Source organism: Geotalea toluenoxydans JCM 15764 (assembly GCF_001311985.1).
In the GTDB taxonomy this organism is placed as follows: Bacteria; Desulfobacterota; Desulfuromonadia; order Geobacterales; family Geobacteraceae; genus Geotalea; species Geotalea toluenoxydans.
On the sequence record NZ_BBCJ01000016.1, the window covers coordinates 42,873 to 67,462 of the forward strand.

Here is a 24,590-nt window from a genome sequence, read left to right on the forward strand (position 1 = left end):
TCACGTGAAACATTTGTCGTCAAGGCTTGCTGGTAAAGGCGTAATTGTTGAAAAGGGGTTAAGGTTTATAATCGGCAATATGTTTGGAGTGGGACGTTGATAGTATATGATAAAGAATATGACGTGATTGTGGTGGGTGGGGGGCATGCCGGTTGCGAGGCGGCTCTGGCGGCAGCCAGGATGGGTTGTGAAACTTTACTGTTAACGATAAATCTGGATGCCATAGCCCTGATGTCTTGCAATCCGGCTATTGGTGGATTGGCTAAGGGGCACCTGGTCAAGGAAATTGATGCCTTGGGAGGCGAGATGGCGAAAAACATCGACGCCACCGGTATTCAATTCCGCATTCTCAATACAAAAAAAGGACCGGCGGTCCGCGCTTCAAGGGCCCAGGCTGATAAGCAGCAATATCGTCTCAGGATGAAACGGGTTCTGGAGAAGCAGGAAAACCTTCACCTCAAGCAGGCAGAGGTAGTTGCCCTGGTGATGGATGGAGAGACGGTTGTTGGTGTAGACACCAAAGCCGGGGTGCGGCATATGACCAAAACGGTGATTCTTACCACTGGCACCTTCATGCGGGGCTTGATCCATATCGGCCTTGTTCATTATAGCGGGGGTAGGGCGGGCGATCTTCCGTCAGTGGGCTTGTCCGACAATCTCAGGGAGCTTGGCTTCGATGTTGGGAGGCTGAAAACGGGAACACCGGCCAGGCTGGACAGTCGCACCATCGATTTTGGCAGCTTGAGGCCCAATATGGCGATGATCAGCCATTCCCTTTTCCTTTTCAACGGAGCGGATATTAAATAAGCAGGTGCCTTGCCACATAGCCTATACTAACGAACGGAGCCATGACATCATCGCTCTGGCCTGGACCGCTCACCCCTATACTCGGGTATCATAGAGGGGGTCGGCCCACGATATTGTCCGTCCATAGAAGACAAGGTGGTCCGCTTTCCGGAAAAGGACCGCCATCAAACCTTCATCGAACCGGAAGGGCTGGATACGGTGGAGGTCTATCCCAGCGGGCTTTCCACATCACTGCCGATCGATGTCCAGTGGAAGTTTTACCGATCGATAGCAGGTTTGGAAAGGGTAGAAATAATGCGTCCTGCCTATGCCATCGAGTATGATTACGTGGACCCGATTCAGCTCCATGCTTCCCTGGAGACAAAACCGGCCAGGAACCTCTATCATGCAGGGCAGATAAATGGTACCTCAGGCTATGAGGAGGCTGCGGCCCAAGGGTTGCTGGCAGGTATCAACGCCGCCTTGCGGGTGCAGGGAAGGGAGCCGCTTATCCTTGGCAGGAACGACGCTTACATCGGCGTGATGATTGATGACCTTGTGACCATGGGAAGCAAGGAACCATACCGCATGTTTACTTCCCGCGCTGAATACAGGCTCCTGTTGCGAGAGGACAATGCAGATCTGAGATTGCGGGAGCGGGGCTACGAAATCGGACTGGTCAGGGATGAAGAATACGGGATATTTCTCAGGAAAAAAGAAATGATTAAAGAGGAGTTGCAGCGACTGCGCCAGGAAAAACTGCTCCCTTCCCAGGTTGATGTCGATTTTCTTGAGGATTTTGACCTGAAAGGGGTGCAGAATGCCCTTACCTATGAGCAGCTTCTCAGGCGTCCGGACTTCACCAGCAGCGATCTGTCAAGGATTGACGAGAAAATCATGGAGACGCCGGCTGATGTGCGGGAGCAGGTGGAGATACAGATAAAATATCAGGGCTACATTGACAGGCAGCTTGAGCAGGTGGGTAGAGCAAAAAAACTGGAGCACACAAAGATTCCCCAGGATATGCAGTATATGGGTTTGCCGGGATTGTCGGCAGAGGTTCAGGAGAAGCTGCATAAATTCAAACCCGATACCCTTGGCCAGGCGTCACGCATCCCAGGGGTAACTCCGGCAGCCATAACCATACTTTCCATTGCCTTGAAATCGCGGAGCGGGCAGTGAATACGGCAACGAGAAAAATGCTGGAATGCGGGGCGGCGGATTTCGGGTTGCAACTGTCTCCCGAACAGGTGGAAAAATTAGTTCTGTACGCGGAAGAACTTAAGAAATGGAACCGGAAAATTAATCTAACTGCCATAAACTCCGACGAAGATATTGTCATAAAGCATTTTGTCGATTCACTGGCCTTGGCCAAGTTTGTTAAGGCCGATGCCATGCTGGTGGATATTGGTTCCGGTGCCGGTTTTCCCTGCATACCGCTGAAAATAATAATGCCGGCGCTGAGGGTTACCTCAGTTGATGCAGTGGAGAAAAAAATAATCTTTCAGCGCAATGTGGCAAGGCTCATTGGATTAGCAGGTTTTGAAGCCGTCCATGGCAGAGCTGAACAGCTGCAACCGGACAACAAAGCCGATGCGGTCGTCTCTCGCGCCTTTTCCGATATCCTCACCTTTGCCGGTATGGCCAAGAGACTTATGAAGCCTGAAGGAATGATCATTGCCATGAAGGGAAAAGAGGGCCGCGAGGAAGCGGAACATGCGAAAGTAAAATTGGAGCAGATGGGTCTGACCGTCAGTGCGGTGGAGGAATTCCGTCTGCCATCCAGTGGCGATGCCCGCAGCTTAGTTTTTATCAGGAGCAAAACGGGTTAAATGGCAGCCAGGATGGCGATTTCTTTCAAAATCGCCATCCTGGCTATTTTGTCTTATGGAACAGCCTAGACCCTTGGACTGGGGGTAAAAATGCCCTTACAGGGCGTTTTTGCAAGCTTTGAATTTTAACAGTAAATTCGGATACTTGGCAGAGGATGCTGAAGAAAGGTAGGTTGCACATCAGCTGGCCGCTGTTATAAGTATAATAAGGATCCCAGTTGCAGTCTCTCAGGAGGAAATCGATGAAGCAATTTTGGATTTTCCTGATTATACTCATAATTTCGGTCGGTGGCTGTACCAGGTATAAGACTCAATATGCGGCATTCAAACCACCTGAGCTTATGCCAATTTCCAGCAAATGGATGGGATCATGGTCGGCGGAGAAGCATATGCGGATAGCGATGCCGCAGAGGATGCCTTTGGCTTCGATGTGAAGGGAACCGGCCTTCTTCCAGTGCAGTTGGTGCTGGACAACAAGAGCGGCAAGAGTGCGGAAATAGTGGCTGATCAGACGTTTCTGGTTGATGGAAAAAATGGCTACTGGAGGATAATCCCGACCAATGTGGCCATCTCACGTCTGGAAAGTTCCACTCAACTTGCCTCATATTTCGGTAAAGGGGCAGGCAAAGGGGCGGTACTGGGTGCTGCTGCAGGAACTGTCCTTGGTGCCGCTTTGGGCATTGTCAGCGGCAGGAGTGTGGGTGAGGCCGCTTTGCGAACCGGAGCCTCGGGACAGCAGGAGGAGCGGTTATCGGCGGGGCCGGTGAAGGAAGTTCTCTGGAAAGGGGGCGTCGCATCATGGATGATATCCGTGCCAAGAGCCTTGAGGGGAAGGTAATTCCTGAAGAGCACCTGGCCAACGGCTTCATCTTCTTTCCGGGAGAGGCTGAGACAGCCAAAGAACTGCGTCTGCGCTTGCGCCAGCCGGAAAGTGGTATTGAAAGGACAGTTGTTCTCTCCTTCAGCGGACAGCAAGGCAAAAAATAACTGGATGTAAAACTGAATTCAGAGAAAAAAGATAACAAACATGAAGTGGATGATCACGGCCAGAGTAATTGCCATGACTTTACTGCCGGGCAAGAAGCGCGAAATCCCGTTGGAATCGCTATTCACCAAGGCTTCGCCGGCTGTGGGGGGCGAGTTTATCTCCGTACCGGAAACGCAGTTGTCGCACCTTAATGATTTCCGGACGGTTGTGAACGACAAGCAGCAGCTGCGGCTGTTTTTCAAAGATTGTCTGGTTCCGGCGGCGCCTTTTCTGCTCTTTCGGTTGAAGCGGCAGGGGTTTTCCCAGTGCCGGGCGCAGGCAACAAGAGAAGGCATCTATTTGAGTGCCGAGAGATAAGATCAGCCGGCAATCCTCGCTATTTCAAATCCTATCTGCTCCAGAGGCAGAACCTCGTCGGCAACACCCCCATCGATACAGGCTTTGGGCATCCCATAGATGGTTGAAGTCGCCTCATCCTGCACCAGTGTAACCCCTCCCTTTGTTTTTAAAAATTGCATCCCCTTGAACCCGTCGCTACCCATGCCGGTAAGCACCACACCAAGCATGGAGCCGTTGCTGGCCTCGGCAAGGCTGTGCATCATCTGATCCACAGAGGGAATATAGAGGTATTGGGGAAAAAGGGTGGTAGGATCGGTCTTTACAGTCAGGCCGGCTCCTTGCCTGACTATTGATGTATGCCGTCCTCCGGGAGCAATGAGAACGAGTCCCGGCCGCAGAACATCGCCATCCTTGGCTTCATGTATTTCCAGTGAACATTTGGCATTCAGCCGTTCGGCGTAGGGGCCGGTAAATGCCTTGGGCATGTGGATTGCCACCATAATGCCGAAAGGGAAGTTTGCCGGTATGCGGGAAAGCACTTCCTGGAGGGCAACCGGACCACCGGTTGAGGCGCCGATGCGACGCAGTTCACTCGTTTGGAAAATCTGGATTTGGTAATGGCGGCAGGGGAGGGGGCAATGCTGCGTTTGACACTGGTGCCGAATTGAACGAGTGAGCTGCCGGCTTGTTTGACCTTGTTCAGCAGTTCCTCGCGGAAGACCTTCTGGGCTTCAGAGGAGTCGCTGATATTTTTTGGAATATAATCTATTGCACCTGCTTCCAGCGCTTCAAAGGTTGCCTTGGCTCCTTCACAGGTAAGGGTTGAAACCATCAGGACCCGAGTGGGAGCTTTGGCCATGATCTGCTTGAGGGCAGCAATCCCGTCCATGCGCGGCATTTCCACATCCATCGTAATGATATCCGGACGCAGTTCGATAGCTTTTTCAATGCCTTCGATTCCATCGGCGGCAATGCCGACTATTTCTATCTGTGGGTCTTTGGCCAGAATGCCGCGGATCGCCATTCTCATGAAGCAAGAATCATCGACGACCAGAACTTTCAATCTGCCTGATGCATTGGGGTCATGGTTACTCCGCAACAACTCCCTGAAAAATAGATTGAACCAGTTCCTGAATTTCCGGCACCCGGTCATCCAGCTCATAACAGAATCTTTCCACATCGAAATCGGCAAGATGTGGGGCGTAGTTTTTCAGTATGGACCAGGATTTTTCATCGGCCAGGTTGAAGGTTACCCAGGACTTGCCGCCATAATCCAGCTGACGCACGGAACAGAAAAGATCTGCCAGGTTGACAATGGAAACGAGTGTCGGGTCAATGGTTGCATCTTCAGGCGCATGGTGGAGGGCTATGACTTCACAATACTCTGGGGGGAAATTCCATTTTCTGGCGATGCAGAGTCCGATTTCGCTGTGGCTGGTACCGAAATATTCCTTTTCAGCCTCAAACATTCTGTATGATTTGCCCTTGATGGACTCCAGCAGTTTTTCGAAGTCACTACGCTTATAGTAGCTTAAAAATACTTCGCCGATGTCGTGGACAATACCGACGAGATAGGCCTTCTCGGTATCTGGGTAGCGGAACCGCTGGGCTATGATCTTGGCAACGATGCCCACACCGAAAGAATGCTCCCAGAAGGTTCTGATGTCGAAAGCACCGTCTTTGCCCTGAAAGACATCGATAAATGAGCAGGTAAAGGCCAGCTCCCGGATGTGACGGAAACCCAGGTAGATCAGGGCGCGTTTCACGGATTTGATTTCGTGGGCCGGCTTGTAGAAAGGTGAGTTGACCATCTTTATCACCCGTGCAGCAAGCACCTGATCGGTAAGGATCATGTCTGCAACTTCGTCCAGTTCGACCTCCGGCTTGTCGAGCAGATCAATGACTTTGGTGGCGACATGGGGGATGGTGGGCAGCTCGGAGATGGCATCCACCATGGTTTGTGCTTTAACCATCAGGCCGTTGTCAAACATAGTAAGGTCCTTATTTGTTATAGGCGAATCCGCCGGGAAAATGGATTGTTTTGAATTTTTCGCTTACCCCGTGCAGCGATTCCGACTGACCGACAAAAAAGTAGCCGTAGGGTTGCAGGTTGTTGTAAAAATGCTGCACCACCTTGGACTTTGAAGCCAGGTCAAAATATATGAGAACGTTTGCGCAGAAAATAAAGTCAAAGCTTTTCATGAATAGCATTTTATTTTCATCGTAAAGGTTAAGAAGGGAGAAATTGACCATTTTCTTGACTTCCGGGGCGAGTTTGAAACGGTCAGCCGACTCCATGCTGAAATATTTACGGCGATAATAGTCAGGGGCGTTGCGAACAGAATACGAGCCATAAATGCCTTCCTTGGCTTGGGCGATAACGGTCTCGTTAATATCCGTGCCGACAATTTCGATTATCCAGTCCTTGAGCAACGAGGTCCGCTTTTCAAGCAGGATCATGGCAAGGGTATAGGCTTCTTCGCCCGAGGAAGATCCGGCACTCCAGATTCTCAATTTGCGGAATCCCATCTTTGATTTGGTTTCGACGATTTCGGGTATGAACTTGTTTTCCATGGCCGCAAGTTGTGGGCCATTGCGGAAAAAACAGGTTTCGTTGGTGGTGATTTCATCCAGAAGATAACGCAATTCCGAACTGCCGGTAACACTGCTTCTTATGTACTGGTAGTACTCGGCATGGCTTTTGACCTTGGTTGCGTCCATGCGGCGGCCGATGCGGCTCTCAAGAAAGTATTTCTTGCTGGTATGGAAATAAATGCCGCACAGATTATAGATGTAATCCCTGAGGATCTCGAAGTCCTTATCGGAGATCTTTGCATTGGGAGCTTTAAGTTCGGGGAAAAACGTGGGTTCCATAAAGTGCCTGATTGAAATGCGTTTGAGTTATTAATTGTCACCGTGTTGAACGAATGCCAGAGGATCGACGATAAGAGCCACACTGCCGTCGCCGAGAATGGTAGAGCCGGCAATGGCCGGAAGGTTTGCCAGGAAGCTGCCGAGGGATTTTATCGCCACTTCCTGTTGGCCCATAAGCCTGCTGACTACCAGTCCTACTCGCTTTTCGGCAACTCCCACGACAACCACATAACAGGTGTCTCTGCTCAGGGATTCCCCCTGGCAACCAAAGAGCCGGTGCAGACGAACCAGTGGCAACACCGAGTCCCGCAATTTAAGAACTTCCTGGCCCCCAACCTGGTGAAAGACGCTCTGTTGAACTTGATAGTCTCGATAACCGCAGAAAGGGGTATGGAATATATCTCACTTTCCACTTGCACCAGGAGGGACTGAATTATGGCAAGGGTAAGGGGCAGCCGGAGAATGAATTCCGATCCCTGTCCCACTTCGTTTTTAATTTCAATGATGCCGTTCAATTTTCTGATATTGGTACGCACAACATCCATGCCTACCCCCCTGCCGGAGAGATCGGTGGTCTGTTCTTTCGTGGAAAATCCGGGAAGAAAGATGAGATCGAGAATTTCCCTGGTGCCCATAGCCGCCAGCTGCTCATCTGTAACAAGGCCTTTTTCAAGGGCCTTCCTGGCAACCTTTTCCGGATTTATACCACGGCCATTGTCCTTGATGCTGATGACGATCTGATTCCCTTCGTGGGTAGCAGAGAGGACTACGGTGCCCTTTGCCGGTTTGCCGGCAGCTGTTCGCTCCTCCGGCGTTTCCAGTCCATGGTCCAAGGCGTTTCTGATCAGATGGATCAACGGGTCGCCGATTTCATCGACCACGGAACGATCAAGCTCGGTTTCCTCACCAAAAATCAGAAGCTCAACCTCTTTGCCAAGCTCTCTGGCAAGATTGCGAACTATCCTGGGAAATTTCTTGAAAACCTTTTCCACGGGAATCATGCGCATTTTCAGAACCTGCATCTGCAATTCCGAGGTAACGAAATTAAGCCGTTTGGTCAATTTGCCGAACTCGTCGCTGAAGCCGGTTGGATCGAGGCCTTCCTGAAAATCGCTATAGAGCTGCACCATACGGTTGCGTTCCAGCACCAGCTCGCCGACCTGGTTCATCAGATCGTCCAGTCTTTTGACATCAACCCGCACGGTGGCACTATCTGCAAGTTCCTCGGTTTTTGCAGGGACAGGCTTTTGCGAAGGAGGGGCGATGACAGCTGGATTACCGGCTTGTTCAACAGCTGCTTGCTCCTTGGCCGGCTGGTTGATTGAAGGATCGTCCCCGTCTGTCGCCGAGACAGGCGGCTCATCCCAAGCTGTAGGGTTAGTGTCGCAAGAAGAAGCCACCGGATCCGGCGAAGGGAGTATCGAGCCCGCTGCTGTTTCGGAAAGGTAAGGAAGCAGTTTGGCAATGGTAGTATCGATATCCCGCTCTTGAATTTCCCCACCCTTGATATCATTGAGGAGCACCTTTACAAGATCGACAGCCTCAAGAATGACATCCATTATCTCAGGATTTACGGAAAGTTCGGTTTTACGCAACCGATTCAGGACGTCTTCGGTTTTATGGGTTACTTTGACCAGCAAGTCAAAACCAAGAAAACTAGACGCCCCCTTAACCGTATGAATGGAGCGGAAAATTCTGTTCAAAAGATCGGTGTCGGAAGGAGATTTCTCAAGGGTGACGAGATCGTCATCGAGTTTTTCTAACAGTTCGGTGCTTTCGGTAAGAAAGCCGTCAAGCAATTCCTGGTCTTCGCAATCAATAGGCATTTTCCGCTCCCGATCAATTCATGGCATTGCTGAACAGCAAATTATCTTCATGGGTGCACATCTTTTCCAGGTCCAGCAGCACCAGCAGACGTTCAGCCTGATTTACGACCCCAGACATGCAGTCCAGGTCGATAGTGCTGTTAGCGACCGGCGGAGGCGGCTGGATATCCCCGGCAGAGATTCGTATTACCTCTGAAACCTCATCCACGATAAAACCCATCATTTCGCTTCCTGATTCTATGACCATGATACGAGTTCTTTTGTCGATTTCTGCATCGGGAAGGTTGAATTTTTTGCGCAGGGAGATTATGGGAATAACCTTTCCACGCAGGTTAATGACACCATCGACGTAAGAAGGGGCGTTGGGCACCCGGGTAATGTTCAGCAGGCGGATGATTTCACGGACTTTCAAGACATTGAAGCCGTATTCTTCGTGGTCAAGACAGAAGCTGACAAGCTGGATCAGTTCGCCTGTTACAGATTCATTCCTAACCTGCAACGCATTTTCCATCGAGATCCTCCTGATAATCGGTTAAGAAATGAAAGGAACTGATGAGCTCCTTCCTACCCTAATCGGTAGGAGATGGCCATTGGTTTAGCGTTTTTTCTGTGCTGCCCAATGAAGGGTGAAATATCTCCTATCGGTTCCCATGTATGGAAAACCCAATCAACAATGGTAAAATAAGCCAAGTCATTTTATTGACATTGCACCTGTGGTTGACTATAATGTTTTTTGCCTGACGCAAGAGGGGCGGTCAAAACTTTCATCACCATCTTACCTGAACGAATGGGGAAAAAATGGAAAGTGCCAGAATACTCATAGCGGATGATGACAAGAAGACCCGGGATTTCGTTGCAGCCTTTCTCAGTTATAAGGGCTACCAGGTGTTCCAGGCAGGCGATGGCCAAGATGCCCTGGAGAAAATAGAACTCAACGATGTGCAGATGGTTATCACCGACATCATGATGCCGCGTATAAAACGGCCTGGAATTTATCAAAAAACTGAAAGCAATGCGACCGGAGATAGTGACCATCGCATACAGCGCCTTTGCCAATTATGAGATGACGGCGAATCTTCTCAAGGCAGGGGCTTTTTTCTTTCTGGAAAAACCGTTTAACCTTGAAGAGCTGGAAACCCATGTAAAAAGGGGGCTTGAGCACCAGACGCTGCAACGTCAGAGTTTCAAGGCCAAGCCTTGTATCAAGAACCGTTCGCTGTTGAATCACATCATCGGTGAGAGTGAAAAAATGCTCTCCCTCTTCGAAATGATCGAAAAAGTTGCCGGGTCTGACTCTACCGTCCTTATTCAAGGTGAATCAGGCACCGGCAAAGAGCTTGTGGCAAAGGCCATCCACGATTTAAGCAACAGAGCGACCAAAAATTTCGTGCCGGTCAACTGTGCTGCCATACCCGATGACTTGCTGGAGAGTGAACTTTTCGGCCATGTGAAGGGTTCTTTTACCGGGGCAGTAGCGACACGCATCGGCCGATTCGAGATGGCCGACCGGGGAACACTGTTTCTTGACGAGATCGGGGACATGAAACCGAACCTGCAGGTAAAGCTGTTGCGGGTACTGCAAAACAAGGAATTGGAGCCGGTCGGTGCTGCCAGAACAAAAAAAGTGGATGTACGCATCATTGCTGCCACCAATCAGAACCTTGAGCACCTTGTAGCCTCTAAGATATTCCGGGAAGACCTCTATTACCGGCTGTCTGTCATTCCCATAATGCTGCCTCCGCTCAGAGAGCGAAAATCCGATGTCCCGTTGCTGATCAACAATTTCCTAGAGAAGTTCAACAAGAATAAACAGCGTAAGGTTCAATCTTTTGACAAAAGCACCATGGATATCTTGTGTAATTACGACTGGCCAGGAAATGTCAGGGAGTTGGAAAACCTTGTGGAGCGCATGGTTATAATAAAAGGCAGCGGCACCATCCTTTTCAATGATCTGCCGGAAAAATACCGTGGCATCAAATCTGCAGGAAAGTCAGAACAATTGACCCTTCCCGACAGCGGTTTCTGCCTGAACAGTGCAGTGGAAGATTTCGAAAACCGGCTGATCTTGCAGGCACTGGAGAAAACCGGGGGGAACAAGAAGGAAGCTGCGAACCTTCTGAACCTGAAACGGACTACGCTGATCGAGAAACTGAAGAAAAAGAAGCTCCTTTTTAACGATGCTTCCTTTTCCAGCTCTTAGGATATCTCAATGGCCATAAATCAGATCGAATCCGCCCCACAGGTTGCAACAGTCCGGTCATCGGTGCGGATTAACTCTGGTGACAGGCAAAAAGAAAATGAATTTTTTGAACTTCTTACAACTTCCGAAACCTCCACCTCCGTCAACAGTGTAGCACCCGCCGATGCTGAGACGGCAGCAGAGATCCTCCGGCTGCAGATGCTGCGTTCAGCAGTATCTCCGGCAGGCAGCGATGACGGTTACAGTTCAATGCCCACTGCTGATTCCATCAGCAGAGCCCTGTCCACATACCTTGAGCAGCAGCGACAGCACCCCATAGCCTCCCATGAGGCCCCGAATGCGATAAGCATCGCTCCTGAAGAGCACCCTGCCACCACTTTGCCTGTAGCCCAGAACTCCTCACTGGAGACTATTATCGTTCGCGCTTCCAGGCGGTATGGGGTTGAGGCGGGGTTGATCAAGGCAGTGATAAAGGCGGAGAGTAATTTCAATCCCCATGCCGTTTCCCATGCGGGAGCACAAGGCTAATGCAGCTCATGCCATCCACTGCCAAGGGCCTGGGTGTGACCGATTCTTTCGATGCCGAACAGAATGTAATGGCAGGAACAAGGTTTTTAAAGGATATGCTCAACCGCTATGGGGGGAATGTGGATTCCGCTCTGGCTGCTTATAACTGGGGGCCCGGCAACGTTGACAGGCATGCTGAGTCGCTGCCGCGGGAAACCAGAGATTACCTGGTAAAGGTGAAAAGATACTACCGAGACTACAGCGTTTAATAACATGTCCAATCTGATAAAAAAGCTCCCGCTGAATGGGGAGCTTTTTATCAGGTTTTGAAAAATTATTGCGGGCCAATCTGCTTGTTGCCGCTCACTCGGAACTCAAACGTACTTGAGCCTTGCATATCGGCCTCACCTTAGGTCTACTTGTCTTTTTTCAAGGGGTTCTGTTGCCAGAAATGCCCCAGCACCTGGCGATCCGCATCAGTCAGGGTAACCCCCTTTTCCTCCATCTTGCGCATGATCTTTTCCATGCTTTTCCGCTGTTTTACAGCAGCATCGATCTTTTGCCGGTTATGACAGCCAAGGCATTTCTCATCGATAATCCGGTTTTCGGCAGGGGGGAGGCTTATTCCCCTGACATCTCCCTGGGTGGCGGCCAGGACATGGCCGGAGCTGGCCAACATCATTATTGCAGCCACTAAATATAATAAATACATTTATTCCCTCACGTAGATGTCCTGATCCGACCTGTGGACCATGGTCATGATATGCATGTATTCGTCCTCGATCATCTCATAGTGGTTTTGCGTCTCTTTCACCACCTGCTCGAATATCTTTCTCACCAGGGGATCGACGATATCCTTGGCCAGCAGGGTGTACTGTTCAATGCAGGCCTTCTCTTCCTTGAGGGCGATTTCGAGCGCTTTCTGTTCGTGGGTATCCTCGTCGACAGCCTTTTCCAGGGCAAGAAAAATGGCATTTTCTTGTTGGGCGGTGACTCCATATAGGATCTGAGATCCCCGAATTCTCCCCCCTTGTAATGGTCGAAAAATGACTTCAGGTGTCCGACCTCTTCATTGGCCAAAAGTTCCAGAACTTTCCTGGCTCTCTCATTCTTCGTTACCGCAGCCGCACGACGATAGAAATCCATGCTGTCCTTTTCGGCCTGAATGGCGAGTTTCAGCGCTTCCTGTACCGTGTACTCTTTTCCCATGGTATCCTCCTGTCATGCACCAATAAAAGTGAGGTAAAGAAAAGTATAGCGGGAAAAAGAGAGCGGTCAACAGTGGTCATTTTTTATTGGCATCAAGAAGGGAATTGACCACGACTCCGGCCATGGTAAGGCCGAAGATGGAAGGAATATAGGAGATACTGCCGAGAATTACCCGACGGTGTTCGCAGGAAAACTGCTGATTGTCCTTGTTGGGGCAGATGCAGTTGCCTTTGCAGCCACCATCCTTAACCTCAGGCTCACGGTATTCCTCGGTGGAATAGACGACCTGTACCCCTTTTGGTATACCCTTCTTCCGCAGCAGCTTCCTCATGGAACGGGCCATGCGGCATTTGTGTGTTTCAGCGATATCGGCAACCTTTACCTGGGTCGGGTCCAGTTTGGCGGCTGCGCCCATGCTGGAAATAATCGGTATCTGCCGTTCCCTGCATGTCACAATTAGATGGAGCTTGCTGGTGAAGTGATCGATGGCGTCGACCACATAATCGTAGCCGCTGGCCAGGAGAAAGTCGCTGTTTTCGGCAGTATAAAAATCCTTGAAGGGGATGATCTCTGCCTCAGGATTGATCAGCCGCAACCGCTCAGCCATGACGGTGGCTTTTGCCTTGCCGACAGTGCCATCCATGGCATGTAGCTGTCTGTTGACATTGGTCAGGCAGATGTCATCGAAATCCACCAGCACCAGCTTGCCGATTCCGGCCCGGCACAATGCCTCGGCGGCATAGCTGCCGACACCCCCAAGACCGAAAACAGCGACTGAGCTTTCCTTGAGCTTGGCGAGCCCTTGCGGGCCAACGAGCAATTCGGTTCGTGAAAAACGGTGCAAAGCCGACATGTATAAACCTCGTGATTGTAGTTGAAAAATCTAAATTAATAATGCCGGCAACCGAAACAGTTCGACGGCATTCCTGGATGTCTGGGCGGCAACTTCTCCAAGAGTCAGCCCCTTGATTTCGGCTATCTTGGTTGCTGTTGCCATGAGAAAAGCGGGTTCATTGCGCGTGCCACGGTAGGGTTCGGGGGAAAGGTCTGGCGCGTCCGTTTCAAGGAGCAGGTGGCTGAGCGGCATTTTCCTGGCCACAGCCACCGGACGGACCGCATTGGCGAAAGTGACCGTCCCGGCCATGGAAATGTAAAGCCCGATACCCATACATTTTACCGCAGTTTCCATGCTGCCGGAAAAGGCATGCATTACTCCTCTGATCAGCCCCTCCCCCTCATCTTGCAGAATGGTTATCAGGTCCTGAAAGGCATTGCGGCAGTGGAGCAGGACCGGCAAGTCCAGCTTTCGAGCAAGCCTGAGTTGTTGGCGGAAAGAGTACATCTGTATTTCCTGGATACGGCCAGGGTGTAATCCAATCCGATCTCGCCAATAGCTATGGCCGATCGCGCACATGACTCAAGCTCCTCCAGTATGTTCCGGGAAAATAGTCGTGCATGCATCGGGTGCAGGCCATAGGCTGGAAAAATTTCCGAATGGGACTTATGGAGAACTTGAAGCCTTTGCCATTCCTCCGGCTCGATTGCCGGGACGATGAATTTCATCACTCCGGCCATCCTTCCTGCCCGGATAACGGCAGGCAACCTGCCGGCAAAGGCCCGGTCAGCAAGGTGACAATGGGTATCGATCAGCAGGGGAGAGCGCATCGTCCTGTCCATCATTTAAATCTATCACTTAGATAACTATAAAAGGAAGAGGTTTTCTGGATGGGCCATCGGCAAACCCAGTTTTTTATTGCCCTTTTAGGGGCGACATGGCATTATTTAACGGTACTTCCTAAGGCGAAGATAACCTCTTCGCCTTTCTTTCGTCTGCACTAATTGCTTTGCCAGGTACAGGAGCAGGTTAATGAAGAAGCATTTTGAGAAGGAAACTGACAGCAGGCGCACTTTCGCCATCATCAGCCATCCCGATGCTGGAAAGACGACCATAACGGAAAAGCTGCTGCTTTTCGGCGGCGCCATCCAGCAGGCAGGGGAGGTCCGGGCGCGAAAGGCCGCACGCCATGCCACATCGGACTGGATGGAGATGGAGAAACAGCGCGGCATTTCGGTCACTTCGTCGGTGATGAAGTTCACCTACCGGGATTACGAGATCAATCTTCTCGATACCCCAGGTCATAACGATTTCTCCGAAGATACCTACCGGACCCTTACTGCCGTGGACTCAGTATTGATGGTGATCGACTCGGTAAAAGGGGTGGAAAGCCAGACGAAGAAGCTTTTGGAAGTATGCCGGTTGCGCCATACGCCGATCATGACCTTTATCAACAAGCTGGACCGTGAGGGACGCGAACCCTTGACCTTCTCGACGACATCGAGAGCACCCTCAACATACAATGTGCGCCCATGACCTGGCCGGTTGGGATGGGCAAAAGATTTCGCGGCACCTACCACCTCTATAGCAAAGAGCTGACCTTTTTCGATCCCGAGGCTGACCGGGGTACCGGCCAGACCATTACCGTGAAGGGGCTGGACGACCCTCTTCTGGATGAGCTGCTTGGTTCTCAGGTGGAAGAGCTGCGCAACGATGTGGAACTTTTGGAAGGTGCAGCCCATCCCTTTGAGCAGGAGGCATATCTGGCCGGGCTGCAGACGCCGGTCTTTTTCGGCAGTGCCATCAACACGTTTGGTGTTCAACAGCTCCTGGATACTTTTATCGAGCACGCGCCACCACCGCAGCCGCGGGAAACTGAAACGAGAGAGGTCTTCCCCTACGAGGAGGCATTTTCCGGCTTTACTTTCAAGATCCAGGCAAACATGGACCGGCCCACCGGGACCGCATCGCATTTTTCCGCATCTGTTCCGGGAAATTCACCCGGGGCATGAAGGTCAGGCATATCCGCCTCGGCCGCGAGGTGCAGATTGCCAATGCCACGATCTTCATGGCCCAGGATCGCACCAATGTGGATGAGGCATATCCGGGCGATATCATCGGCATTCATAACCATGGTACCATCAAGATCGGGGATACCTTTACCCAAGGGGAGGACCTTAAATATACCGGTATTCCCAATTTCGCCCCAGAACACTTCCGCAAGGTGCGCCTGCTTGACCCGATGAAATCGAAGGCTCTGGAAAAAGGGCTGGTGCAGCTGGCGGAAGAAGGGACTACCCAGGTGTTTCGTCCTTTGATGGGAAGCGACTGGATTGTCGGCGCTGTGGGTTTGCTGCAGTTCGACGTGGTTATGCACCGGCTGGAGCATGAATACAAGGTCAAGGCCACCTATGAGCCGGTTTCCTATGTAACTGCCCGCTGGGTGACAGGTGATAAGAAGAAAATGGACGAATTTGAAAAGAAGGAAGCCATGAGTCTGTACCGGGACGGGGAGGGGAATCTGGCCTACCTGGCGGGGAGCCAGTGGCGGCTGGACAACACCATGGAAAACTGGAAAGATATCCAATTCCATGCAACCCGTGAGCATAGCTGACAAAAAAGCCCTCGACTGAGGCTTATATACCATGCAGCTTCGTAAAAGAAAGGTTATAGCGACATTCCCTTGTTTTCCCTTTCGATTTTATTCACGACACAATAAATCTGCCCTTCTTTCAAGCCGGGCTTGAAGCAGCCGTTACATGAAATACAGGTTGCCCTGGCTTCGTCACCCTTCTCCCATCGCCTTACCAGCTCTGGTTCACGGATAAACGGGCGCGACATGGAGATGTAGTCAGCTTCACCGCGGCGGACAATTCCCTCAATGACCTCGAAGGATCGGAGCCCACCTACGACCATGACCGGACAGGAGACTGCTTCCTTAATCCGGTAAGCCATTGGCAGGTTGTAGGCCTCCTGCTCGCGGGTGGAAATGCCCTGTCGAACAGGGGCCAAATCTCCCGAAGCGGGAGTGCCGCCGCTCACCTCGATGGCGTCAATTCCCTCCTGATCAAGAGCGCGGGCAGCAAAGAGCGCATCTTCAAGAGTCAACCCCCCGGCAAGGTTATCGTCGCCATTGAGCTTGACCAACACCGGAAATTCATTACCCACCCTTTACGCACACTGGCATAACATTCAAGGAGGAAGCGGCAGCGGTTCTCGATGGATCCCCCATAGGCATCAGTTCTCCGGTTGGTAAGGGGGGAGAGGAACTGGTTGATCAGATACCCATGGGCCGCATGCAGCTGAACTGCGTCGAAATCACACTCCTTGGCTCTTGCGGCGGCATCGCCAAAAAGCCGGACCATATTTCCTATCTCCTGCAGGGAAAGCTCTGCCGGCTCTTCCGGGAACTGGGGGGTCTGGAGCGTCGATGGGGCCACAGGTCTGGTGCCGATGACCTTGGCAGAGGTCTGCCCTCCGGCATGGACCATCTGCAGACAGATTTTCCCGCCGGCGCCATGGACCGCTGCAGTCAGATCACGCATGGGCGGGGCGAAAGAGTCGTCATGAATACCCATCTGACCGGGAAGTTGCTTGCCGTCAGGGCGTATGAAAGCATAGCCGGTGATGATAAGCCCTGCTCCTCCTCTGGCAAGATTGGCATAATAGGCAGCTAACCTTGCCGTAGGGCGCCCGTCCTCCTCACACATTCCTTCCCAGGTGGCGGAGCGGACGAAACGATTGTTCAGCGCCAGGCGGTTTATCCGCGTCTCGTCAAAAAGCTTTCTCATGCTGCCTCCGTTCAGAAAATCTCATAGTAGCCTTCAGTGCCCAACCGGTGGACTTTCATCAGATTGGTAGAGCCTTTTGCTTCTAAGGGCACTCCCATGGAGACAACGACCAGGTCACCTTTCCTGAAGCCTGTGGTCATCAGTGTTTCCTCGCCGACCTTTATCTGTTGCCTGGTGCCTCCCACAGAGCCTACAGGATAGCTTTTAACCCCCCAATAGAGGGCAAGCCGGCGCTGGATCTCCGGAAATGGTGTAAAGGCGATAATGGGCAGTTGCGGACGGAACTTTGAGATGAGGGCGGCAGTGTTTCCCGATTGGGTGAAAACAACCAAAGCCTTGGCCTTCAGTGTCGATGCGGCGTGACAGGAGGCCTCGGCGACGGCCTCAGGAACGTTGTCGCTATGTACCTGTTTTATGGCCGGAATACGCCATAGTTCAGCGTGTTCGATATCCAGGGCGATTTTGGCCATAGTCCGCACCGCCTCGATGGGATAAGCGCCGGAAGCAGTCTCTCCGGATAGCATGACGGCATCGGTCCCGTCAAGAATGGCATTGGCCACATCGGATGTTTCAGCGCGGGTGGGGCGGGCATGCACAATCATTGACTCCAGCATCTGTGTTGCTGTAATTACCGGCTTGCCCACCTCATTACAGGCGCGGATTATGCTTTTCTGCACCAGGGAACCCGCTCTGCACTCAGTTCGACACCAAGGTCCCCCCGTGCAACCATTACAGCATCCGTCACGGCAAGGATGCTGTTGAAGTTGCGCAGGGCTTCAGGCTTTTCTATCTTGGCAACCACCGGCGTATTGAGCCCCTTGCCACGGATTATCTCCTTGATACCCTCCACATCCGAGGCCTGTCGGACAAAGGAAAGGGCGACAAAATCAACCCCCATCTCAAGGCAGAATTCCAGGTCCGCCCGGTCCTTATCGGAAAGTGAAGGCGCAGAAACTGCCACCCCGGGAAGGTTGATACCCTTGAGATCTTTCAGCATCCCTCCTTCGATAATATTACAGTGAACGACGTTACCGGAGATTGAAACAACCTTCAGTTCAATCATGCCGTCATCAAGCAGTATTTTCGATCCCGGTTTCACATCATGGGGTAAGGCCTTGTAGATGGTGGATATCAGTCCGGGACGGCCGAGCACTTCATCGGTGGTAATGTCCAGTTTTTCACCCTTCACCAGGCGAATGGCACCATCGGCCATGCGGCCGGTCCTGATCTTCGGCCCCTGGAGATCGGCAAGAATGGCAATTGCCACCTTTTTCCTGTCCGAAAGAGCCCGGATGGTGGTGATGAGAGCTGTTTTTTCTTGCTGGGAGCCATGGGAAAAGTTGAGACGGAAAACATCGACACCAGCATCCATGAGGCGGGCTATGATCTTTTCAGAAGAACTGCTTGGCCCCAGAGTGGCAATTATCTTGGTCTTGCGGAAGGTTCTTTTCAATGGTGGAAACGCCCCTTTCTTCCCTTATGGGCAGCATTTGGCGATTTATGGCACTCGAAACAACGAAGCTCTTCCACTTTGCTCAATTCCAGCACCGAGGTGGGTTTTGAGGTGTCGGGCATGTTGTAGGCTTCGGTCTGGAAGTAGTCACGGTCTCGCTCGTCGGTGAGGGTGGGTGCGTGGTAAGCTACTTTCCAGTTGTTGGTAATGGAGACGGTGTGGCACTGGTCGCATCCTCCCGGTGGAGGTATGGTTCGCCAGGCGCCGAACATGGTGCAGCCGCAGCTGAAAAAGAAGGAAAGAAAGAGTAATCGACTAAAGATTTTACACATGAAGTGCTCCTTGACAGCGGGCCTGAAGCAGGGGCGGGCATTTTGCAGACATAATAACATAACGGGCCGTTAATACAACATCTGTAGAGTATATACGAGATGCTGATATTGGAAAGGCATGAGGGTTATGGCAACCATCGGGAATAAAAAAAACCCCGCCAGAGGCGGGGTTCTTGTATGGCTTATATGTATGTATGGGCACCAGACAAGTCAGATTTAATGTGAGAAAATCACATTTGGGAGATCGTTACTTCTTTTTGGAAGCAACTGCATCCTTAAGAGCTTTGCCAGGACGGAATTTGGGAACCTTGGCAGCAGCAATCTTGATCTCCTTGCCAGTCTGTGGGTTTCTACCGGTGCGGGCTTTTCTGCTTGCAACTTCGAAGCTGCCGAAGCCTACCAGAGTAACCCTGTCGCCTTTTTTCAGCGCGCCGCTAACAGTCGAGATGAAAGCGCCGACTGCTTTTTCAGCTGCACCCTTGGTCAGGCTTGCGGATTTTGCTACTGCCTCAACGAGTTCTGCTTTAGTCATGATAAACCCTCCTTTAGAGTAAGAATTGGAAATACTATAGTCATATATTTGCCGTTTGCAAGGGTTTATTTAAAAAAAAACATTTTTTTTTAAGAGGGTAGCAGTTTTAGGCAGCTCTATTTCCCCCTTTCAAGGTCCAGCAAAGGATGGCAAAGATCACTTTTTGCGAATGCCCGCCAAAAGAGCATTCGTGAAATATAGTTAAAAATCAATAACTTATGCAATGGAAAAAAATCTGTTGCCGCACGAGATAAAGAAAAAATTAATTAATTTCATCGCCTGCGTTGGTGGCATCCCCATCATATGATGTTGGCTCTGTTCCGGGGATAAAGCACTCGGTTACACTGCCTTCGCTTCCTTCCCTGGCCAATCGTCCGGTGCGCGGATTGATCAGGCAAAGGTAACGTTGCCGGGAACAGGAAAATTAGTAACCGATACTCCGGCCAGACCACGCTGCATGAACTCTGTCCAGATGGGGGCCGCTGCCTGGCCGCCTGAGCCGCCGGCGCCCAGGGACCGTTCCTGGTCATAGCCAACCCACACACCGGCTACCAACTGTGGCACATAGCCGATAAACCAGGCGTCCTTCATGTCATTGGTAGTCCCGGTTTTGCCTGCCACCGGCCGGCCAAGTGCCCTTGCCCTTTGACCGGTACCGCTGGTTACGACACTTTGCATGAGGTTGGTCATAATGTAGGCGGTTTCGGGAGAAATAACCGGGACTGCCGTCATGCTGCTGGCGGCAGAAATTGGTTTTTTACCATCTTCCGTGGTCAAATTGACTGCAGAGGTAGTTGAAGCGAAGACGGGCAGCGGGAGAGGTGTAGTTTCTTCCAGGATGTTTCCTTCACGGTCGACCACCTTGGTCACAAAATAAGGGGTGACCCTGAAGCCTCCGGAGGCAAATACGGCATAGGCGCTGGTGAGCTCCATTGGTGTAAGACTTGATGAACCAAGGGCGAGAGTCAGGTTGGCGGCGAGGGGGGAGCTGATTCCCAGTTTCTTGCCGTATTCTATGGCCGTGTTGACGCCGATGGATTCAAGTATCTTGACGCTGACGACATTGATGGAATTGGTCAGCGCCTCGCGCATGGTAACCGGACCGCGATAGATATTGTCGTAGTTCTTAGGCTTCCATGCCTGCTCCTTTCCGCTCTCATATTCTGCAGGCGAGTCGTCGATGAGGGTTGCCGGGCTCATCCCCTTGTCGATGGCTGCCGCATAGATGATCGGCTTGAAGGCGGAACCGGGATTGCGCTTTGCCTGCATGGCCCGGTTAAACTGGCTTTTCTTGAAATCGTATCCTCCTATCATGGCCCGCACTCCGCCGGTCTGGGGATCCATGGCGACAAGTGCCGCCTGGGCTTCCGGCTCCTGATCAAGGGCAAAGATGGCGCCGTTTTTATTCACGTCAGGCGTGACAACTGATACCTCGATGACACTTCCGGGATTAAGAGTCTTTCCCTTGCGCTCGGGTTTGCCGTAAGTCGCCAGCAGATTGAGCTTGCCTGCCCAGGCCATGTTTTTACGGTTAAGAATGCCGGTGCGGTCACCAACTCTGACGGTTACCTCACTTTTCCCTGGATTGACGGCCGTAACTACCCCCTGATAGGTAGCCCCCTCTTTTAAGGAGGGTAAATCAATACCTTCTTCCACATGTTTGCAGAAATTACCAATTTCAGCTTCAGAAAGGTATTTGATGGGACCGCGAAACCCTTGCCTTTTGTCAACTGCCTTGAGTCCGTTGACTACACCTTCATAGGCAGCCTTCTGCATCTCCGCATTCATGGTCGTATAGATTTTCAGACCTTCCTTATACAACCGGTCCTCTCCATATTTTTCTTCCAGCTGGATACGCACCTGCTCCAGGAAATAGGCCGATTGCTCGCTGTTCACCTTTTTCAGGGAGCGGATGAGGACCGGTGTGTTCTTGGCGTGATCGGCCTCCGCCTGGGTTATATAGCCCTCCTTGACCATTCGCTCAAGTACGTAGCTCTGCCGCTCCTTGGCTTTTTCCAGGTGCTTGATGGGTGAATAGGTGTTGGGGGCTTTGGGCAGCCCAGCCAGCATGGCCATTTCAGCCAGGTTCAGGTTTTCGACGTTCTTGGCGAAATAGGTTTCAGCTGCCAGCTGAACCCCGTAAGAGCCGGCGCCGAGATAGATCTGATTTAAATAGATATAGAGGATCTCGTCTTTGGACAGCCGCTCTTCCATGCGCTTGGCCAGGATTGCTTCCTTGAGCTTGCGGGAATATTTTTTCTCCGGCGTCAAAAGCATCGATTTGGCTACCTGCTGGGTGATGGTGGAAGCACCTTCCTTTTTGCGCATGGAAATCAAATTCTTGAAGGCGGCACGTACTATACCCAGATAATCTATTCCTTTGTGCTGGTAAAAGTTGGCATCTTCTGCGGCAACAAAGGCCTGAATGAGCTTTTTCGGCACCTTGTCCACCGGCACCACCGTCCTGCGCTCCAGGTAGAATTCGCCGACAAGGCTGCCATCGGCGCCGAAGACCTGGGAAACAATGGGGGGACGATAATCGGCCAATCGATCCACCTTGGGAAGGGTGCCTAAAAGAAAGAAGAAGTAGCCCATGAAAGAGAGGAAGGCCAAAAAGGCAATGACGCCGCTGGAAACGAGGGCGATTCTGAAAATGTTATTGCCGCCGCTTTTTTTGATTCTGCGGCCAGGATTCGCCTGGCCCTTGTAAAGCTCCATACAATTAGACTCCGCTGCCTTTGTTGTTAATCTGCTTCATGCTGCAGAATACTGCAGTTCAAAGAGCCAATTCAAGTTTATTATCCGGCGCCGATGAATAGCTAACATGAGATAAAATTAAATATTTTTCTGTAGCTGGCCACCTCACTCATTAGTTAAAATGCCATGGTGTATTGATTATCATGAGCATATTGAAAAAGGGGAAACTATGAAAAAAACATTGTTTGGCGTGTGCGCCTTGGGCGCGCTCATGTCAGGGGGGGCGATGGCGGCGGAGTTCCAGCCCATGGGCGCGCTCGGCATCGGCGGTGCAGGGGTTGCCAGGACGTTCGATTCCCATGCGCCCTACTGGAATCCGGCCGGGCTCGCTTTCAACGACAAGTCCTTTTCCAGCCGGATCGACGCCAGTGTCGGCCTGAAGGTCAACGATGGCTTGGCGGACAACGTGGATCGCTTGAGCGATCTCAACTTCGATACCTTCAGCAAGTACAATGCCGGTGCTACCAGCGCCCAGACGGTTACCGACACGATCGAGGCCCTTACCATCCTGGGAGACATCAAGGAGAAAAAGGGTACCCTGGCGGTTGACGGCAATGCGGTTGTCGGCTTCCAGATCAAGCATTTTGCCTTCGGTGCCTTCGGCACCATCGAAGGATTTGCCCAACCTTTGCCGGATACGACCAACATCGTACCGAACCAGGATAACACGAGCACGGCAATCACCGCCAACCAACTCTGGTCACCGGTTGCGGGAACTGCCGCTACCAACCCGTCGCATGTTTATTTCTCCGACACCCAGGTCCAGCAGATCCAGGCGGCACTCATAACGAACAATCAGCTGACCGCGGTGCAGGCCCAGGACATCATCAATGCTGCTGATGCACGTTTGGCAGGGTCGGGCATTTCTGCCGATGCGGCAACGACCAGCCTGGTCACCTTGGGACAGACCCTTGCCAGTCCGGGGACCAATACACTGGACAACAACGTGTCGTCCGTTCGGACCAAGAGCCTTGCCTATATCGAGTTTCCCCTGTCATACGGCCATGCCATACCGCTCGGCAGTTTCGGCACGCTGGGCATCGGCGCCACGGCCAAGGTTATCTCCGGCCGGGTTTACCAGTCGCAAACCTACCTGCTGAAAAGCGGCACCAAGGTAGAATCGAGCGACATCACCCGGGAGCTGACCAAGAACTTTAAAGATACAACCCAGTTCGGCATTGACCTGGGCGCGCTCTGGCGTCCAAAGGAATGGATCAACGTCGGCATTGTCGCCAAGAACCTGAATACTCCGGAATTCGATGCACCCGATGTCAAGGACAAGGATGGCAATGTCCTGGTGGGAAGTGGTGGCAAGGTCAAGCTGAAGCCCCAGGTGAGGATGGGGGTATCCTTCGATCCGTTGACCTGGCTCACGTTGGCTGCGGATGTGGATTTGACGAACAACGAAACGGTGCTTGAGTCGAACAATTACCGGAGCCGCAACATCGGCGGCGGCTTCGAGTGGCACTATTTTTCATGGTTCAAGCTGCGCGGCGGTATGTATAGCAATATTGCCGAAAAAGGCATCGGACCGACCGCCACGGCAGGCATCACCTTCGGTACCAAATGGATCAATCTGGACATCGACGGCGCCTATGGTTTGGACACGGCCAAATACAAGGATAAATCCTACCCGCAGGAAGCACGGGTTCAGGCCCAGATCAATTTCCTCTTTTAAGGGAGAACGGCATGAAAAAAATATGCATACTTGTAGTGATGGTCACTATGGCATGTCTCCTGGGAGGGTGCGGCTCGACCAGCAAGGTTGTCAAGGATATGGTGATCACTTCGGAGCCGTCGGGGGCGACGGTCTTTCTGGACGGGGATAAGGTTGGCGAGACTCCCTTGAAGGTGCAGACCTTCTTTACATGGAACAAGGAGGAGTTATATAATTCGTTGCTGCGGCGGGTCATTCAGGTCAAAAAAGAAGGTTTCGAATCCCAGATACGGGACATGTACCCCATCGACATGCCGAACCTCCATTTTCTTCTCAACAGGGAAAACGTGACAGGAGAGAAAAAGTAATGAAAATGCATGGCATCTGGTCCTTGATTTGTCTGCTGTTACTGGCCGGGTGCGGCACGTCCGGGCAGTTCGTCGTCAAGTCCGAGCCGGCCGGCGCGGAGATCTTCATCGACGGGCGACCGTTTGGCCGGACCCCGGCAACCTTGCAGGTCCCATTTGTGGAGAACAAGCAAATGGTAACGGAAAAGAAAATCATCTCCCTGAAAATGTCCGGCTATAAAGAGATGAAGGACGTGCTGACCTATCAGGGCAATACGAGCAAGACCCTGGATTTTAAACTGGAGCCGGGTTCCGGCGGTTGAAA

General features: G+C 51.8%; 20 protein-coding genes and 9 pseudogenes. 12 read left to right on the plus strand and 17 right to left on the minus strand.

Annotated features, from left to right (window positions below):
• Window positions 1–132: 132 nt before the first annotated feature.
• The 6 genes and pseudogenes from JCM15764_RS23265 to JCM15764_RS11750 all read left to right on the plus strand — a co-directional run.
• Window positions 133–1,230, plus strand: a pseudogene (locus JCM15764_RS23265) (FAD-dependent oxidoreductase); the annotation flags it as partial.
• Between the two features lie 276 nt (window positions 1,231–1,506).
• On the plus strand, window positions 1,507–1,968 hold the full coding sequence (locus tag JCM15764_RS30620; RefSeq protein ID WP_500778429.1) for a tRNA modifying enzyme MnmG family protein: 462 nt from the start codon (window positions 1,507–1,509) through the stop codon (window positions 1,966–1,968).
• On the plus strand, window positions 1,965–2,618 hold the full coding sequence (gene rsmG / locus JCM15764_RS11740; RefSeq protein ID WP_439645292.1) for a 16S rRNA (guanine(527)-N(7))-methyltransferase RsmG: 654 nt from the start codon (window positions 1,965–1,967) through the stop codon (window positions 2,616–2,618). Before JCM15764_RS30620 ends, rsmG begins: the two co-directional genes overlap by 4 nt.
• 370 nt (window positions 2,619–2,988) lie before the next feature.
• Complete coding sequence (locus JCM15764_RS26700) at window positions 2,989–3,456, plus strand: hypothetical protein (RefSeq protein WP_279384410.1); 468 nt, start codon at window positions 2,989–2,991, stop codon at window positions 3,454–3,456.
• Window positions 3,417–3,605 (plus strand): hypothetical protein, encoded by a 189-nt coding sequence (locus JCM15764_RS26705; protein WP_279384411.1) that lies wholly within the window; start codon window positions 3,417–3,419, stop codon window positions 3,603–3,605. The genes JCM15764_RS26700 and JCM15764_RS26705 overlap by 40 nt, the downstream gene beginning before the upstream one ends.
• A 40-nt stretch (window positions 3,606–3,645) precedes the next feature.
• Complete coding sequence (locus JCM15764_RS11750) at window positions 3,646–3,963, plus strand: hypothetical protein (RefSeq protein WP_054695882.1); 318 nt, start codon at window positions 3,646–3,648, stop codon at window positions 3,961–3,963.
• Between the two features lie 2 nt (window positions 3,964–3,965).
• Here the strand turns inward: JCM15764_RS11750 and JCM15764_RS11755 are convergent.
• From JCM15764_RS11755 to JCM15764_RS11775, 6 genes and pseudogenes are all read right to left on the minus strand, one after another.
• Window positions 3,966–4,975, minus strand: a pseudogene (locus JCM15764_RS11755) (protein-glutamate methylesterase/protein-glutamine glutaminase).
• A 58-nt stretch (window positions 4,976–5,033) separates the two neighbouring features.
• A complete protein-coding gene (locus JCM15764_RS11760; protein ID WP_054695885.1) occupies window positions 5,034–5,936 on the minus strand; it encodes an HDOD domain-containing protein in 903 nt (300 codons plus the stop codon).
• A gap of 10 nt (window positions 5,937–5,946) precedes the next feature.
• Window positions 5,947–6,819 (minus strand): CheR family methyltransferase, encoded by an 873-nt coding sequence (locus tag JCM15764_RS11765; protein WP_054695888.1) that lies wholly within the window; start codon window positions 6,817–6,819, stop codon window positions 5,947–5,949.
• Window positions 6,820–6,849: 30 nt separating this feature from the next.
• Window positions 6,850–7,131 carry a chemotaxis protein CheW gene (locus JCM15764_RS29770; RefSeq protein WP_439645293.1) on the minus strand — a complete coding sequence of 94 codons (282 nt, stop codon included), beginning with the start codon at window positions 7,129–7,131 and terminating at the stop codon, window positions 6,850–6,852.
• A complete protein-coding gene (locus JCM15764_RS11770; protein ID WP_439645294.1) occupies window positions 7,065–8,645 on the minus strand; it encodes a chemotaxis protein CheA in 1,581 nt (526 codons plus the stop codon). The genes JCM15764_RS29770 and JCM15764_RS11770 overlap by 67 nt, the downstream gene beginning before the upstream one ends.
• 13 nt (window positions 8,646–8,658) lie before the next feature.
• Window positions 8,659–9,156: a chemotaxis protein CheW gene (locus JCM15764_RS11775; protein ID WP_054695891.1), complete on the minus strand. Its 498-nt coding sequence runs from the start codon at window positions 9,154–9,156 to the stop codon at window positions 8,659–8,661.
• A gap of 287 nt (window positions 9,157–9,443) precedes the next feature.
• On the opposite strand from JCM15764_RS11775, the pseudogene JCM15764_RS11780 reads away from it, so the two are divergent.
• Window positions 9,444–10,845, plus strand: a pseudogene (locus JCM15764_RS11780) (sigma-54-dependent transcriptional regulator).
• A gap of 9 nt (window positions 10,846–10,854) precedes the next feature.
• Window positions 10,855–11,621 (plus strand): annotated as a pseudogene (locus JCM15764_RS11785) (lytic transglycosylase domain-containing protein).
• 146 nt (window positions 11,622–11,767) lie between these two features.
• Here JCM15764_RS11785 and JCM15764_RS11790 read toward each other — a convergent pair.
• From JCM15764_RS11790 to JCM15764_RS28315, 5 genes and pseudogenes are all read right to left on the minus strand, one after another.
• Window positions 11,768–12,034 (minus strand): hypothetical protein, encoded by a 267-nt coding sequence (locus JCM15764_RS11790; RefSeq protein WP_243688842.1) that lies wholly within the window; start codon window positions 12,032–12,034, stop codon window positions 11,768–11,770.
• 30 nt (window positions 12,035–12,064) lie between these two features.
• Window positions 12,065–12,561, minus strand: a pseudogene (locus JCM15764_RS11795) (ferritin-like domain-containing protein).
• A 76-nt stretch (window positions 12,562–12,637) separates the two neighbouring features.
• Window positions 12,638–13,414, minus strand: a complete 777-nt coding sequence (locus tag JCM15764_RS11800) for a tRNA threonylcarbamoyladenosine dehydratase (RefSeq protein ID WP_054695895.1) — start codon at window positions 13,412–13,414, stop codon at window positions 12,638–12,640.
• Window positions 13,415–13,444: 30 nt separating this feature from the next.
• Window positions 13,445–13,903 (minus strand): TatD family hydrolase, encoded by a 459-nt coding sequence (locus JCM15764_RS28310; RefSeq protein WP_369412301.1) that lies wholly within the window; start codon window positions 13,901–13,903, stop codon window positions 13,445–13,447.
• Window positions 13,816–14,226 (minus strand): TatD family hydrolase, encoded by a 411-nt coding sequence (locus JCM15764_RS28315; protein ID WP_369412302.1) that lies wholly within the window; start codon window positions 14,224–14,226, stop codon window positions 13,816–13,818. Before JCM15764_RS28315 ends, JCM15764_RS28310 begins: the two co-directional genes overlap by 88 nt.
• A gap of 202 nt (window positions 14,227–14,428) precedes the next feature.
• Here JCM15764_RS28315 and JCM15764_RS11810 point away from each other — a divergent pair.
• A pseudogene (locus tag JCM15764_RS11810) lies at window positions 14,429–16,010 on the plus strand (peptide chain release factor 3).
• Window positions 16,011–16,063: 53 nt separating this feature from the next.
• Here the strand turns inward: JCM15764_RS11810 and JCM15764_RS27535 are convergent.
• The 6 genes and pseudogenes from JCM15764_RS27535 to JCM15764_RS11835 form a co-directional block, all read right to left on the minus strand.
• Window positions 16,064–17,187 (minus strand): annotated as a pseudogene (locus JCM15764_RS27535) (NADH:flavin oxidoreductase).
• Between the two features lie 11 nt (window positions 17,188–17,198).
• Window positions 17,199–17,711: a pyruvate kinase alpha/beta domain-containing protein gene (locus JCM15764_RS29775; protein WP_439645296.1), complete on the minus strand. Its 513-nt coding sequence runs from the start codon at window positions 17,709–17,711 to the stop codon at window positions 17,199–17,201.
• A 12-nt stretch (window positions 17,712–17,723) separates the two neighbouring features.
• A pseudogene (gene pyk / locus JCM15764_RS29780) lies at window positions 17,724–18,640 on the minus strand (pyruvate kinase); the annotation flags it as partial.
• On the minus strand, window positions 18,637–18,972 hold the full coding sequence (locus JCM15764_RS11825; RefSeq protein WP_012648880.1) for a hypothetical protein: 336 nt from the start codon (window positions 18,970–18,972) through the stop codon (window positions 18,637–18,639). The gene JCM15764_RS11825 and the pseudogene pyk, both read right to left, overlap by 4 nt.
• Before the next feature lie 247 nt (window positions 18,973–19,219).
• Window positions 19,220–19,504 carry a non-specific DNA-binding protein Hbs gene (gene hbs, locus JCM15764_RS11830; protein ID WP_011941176.1) on the minus strand — a complete coding sequence of 95 codons (285 nt, stop codon included), beginning with the start codon at window positions 19,502–19,504 and terminating at the stop codon, window positions 19,220–19,222.
• Between the two features lie 262 nt (window positions 19,505–19,766).
• Window positions 19,767–22,222: pseudogene (locus tag JCM15764_RS11835) on the minus strand (penicillin-binding protein 1A).
• A gap of 208 nt (window positions 22,223–22,430) precedes the next feature.
• Between JCM15764_RS11835 and traF the strand changes: the two are divergent.
• From traF to JCM15764_RS11850, 3 genes are read left to right on the plus strand one after another with little or no spacing between them, the layout of a single operon-like run.
• On the plus strand, window positions 22,431–23,939 hold the full coding sequence (traF, locus tag JCM15764_RS11840; protein WP_054695898.1) for a conjugal transfer protein TraF: 1,509 nt from the start codon (window positions 22,431–22,433) through the stop codon (window positions 23,937–23,939).
• Window positions 23,940–23,950: 11 nt separating this feature from the next.
• The gene (locus tag JCM15764_RS11845; RefSeq protein WP_054695901.1) at window positions 23,951–24,286 is read left to right on the plus strand and encodes a PEGA domain-containing protein; all 336 of its coding nucleotides are present in this window, start codon (window positions 23,951–23,953) and stop codon (window positions 24,284–24,286) included.
• Window positions 24,286–24,588 carry a PEGA domain-containing protein gene (locus JCM15764_RS11850; RefSeq protein ID WP_054695904.1) on the plus strand — a complete coding sequence of 101 codons (303 nt, stop codon included), beginning with the start codon at window positions 24,286–24,288 and terminating at the stop codon, window positions 24,586–24,588. Before JCM15764_RS11845 ends, JCM15764_RS11850 begins: the two co-directional genes overlap by 1 nt.
• The last annotated feature ends 2 nt before the right edge of the window (window positions 24,589–24,590 follow it).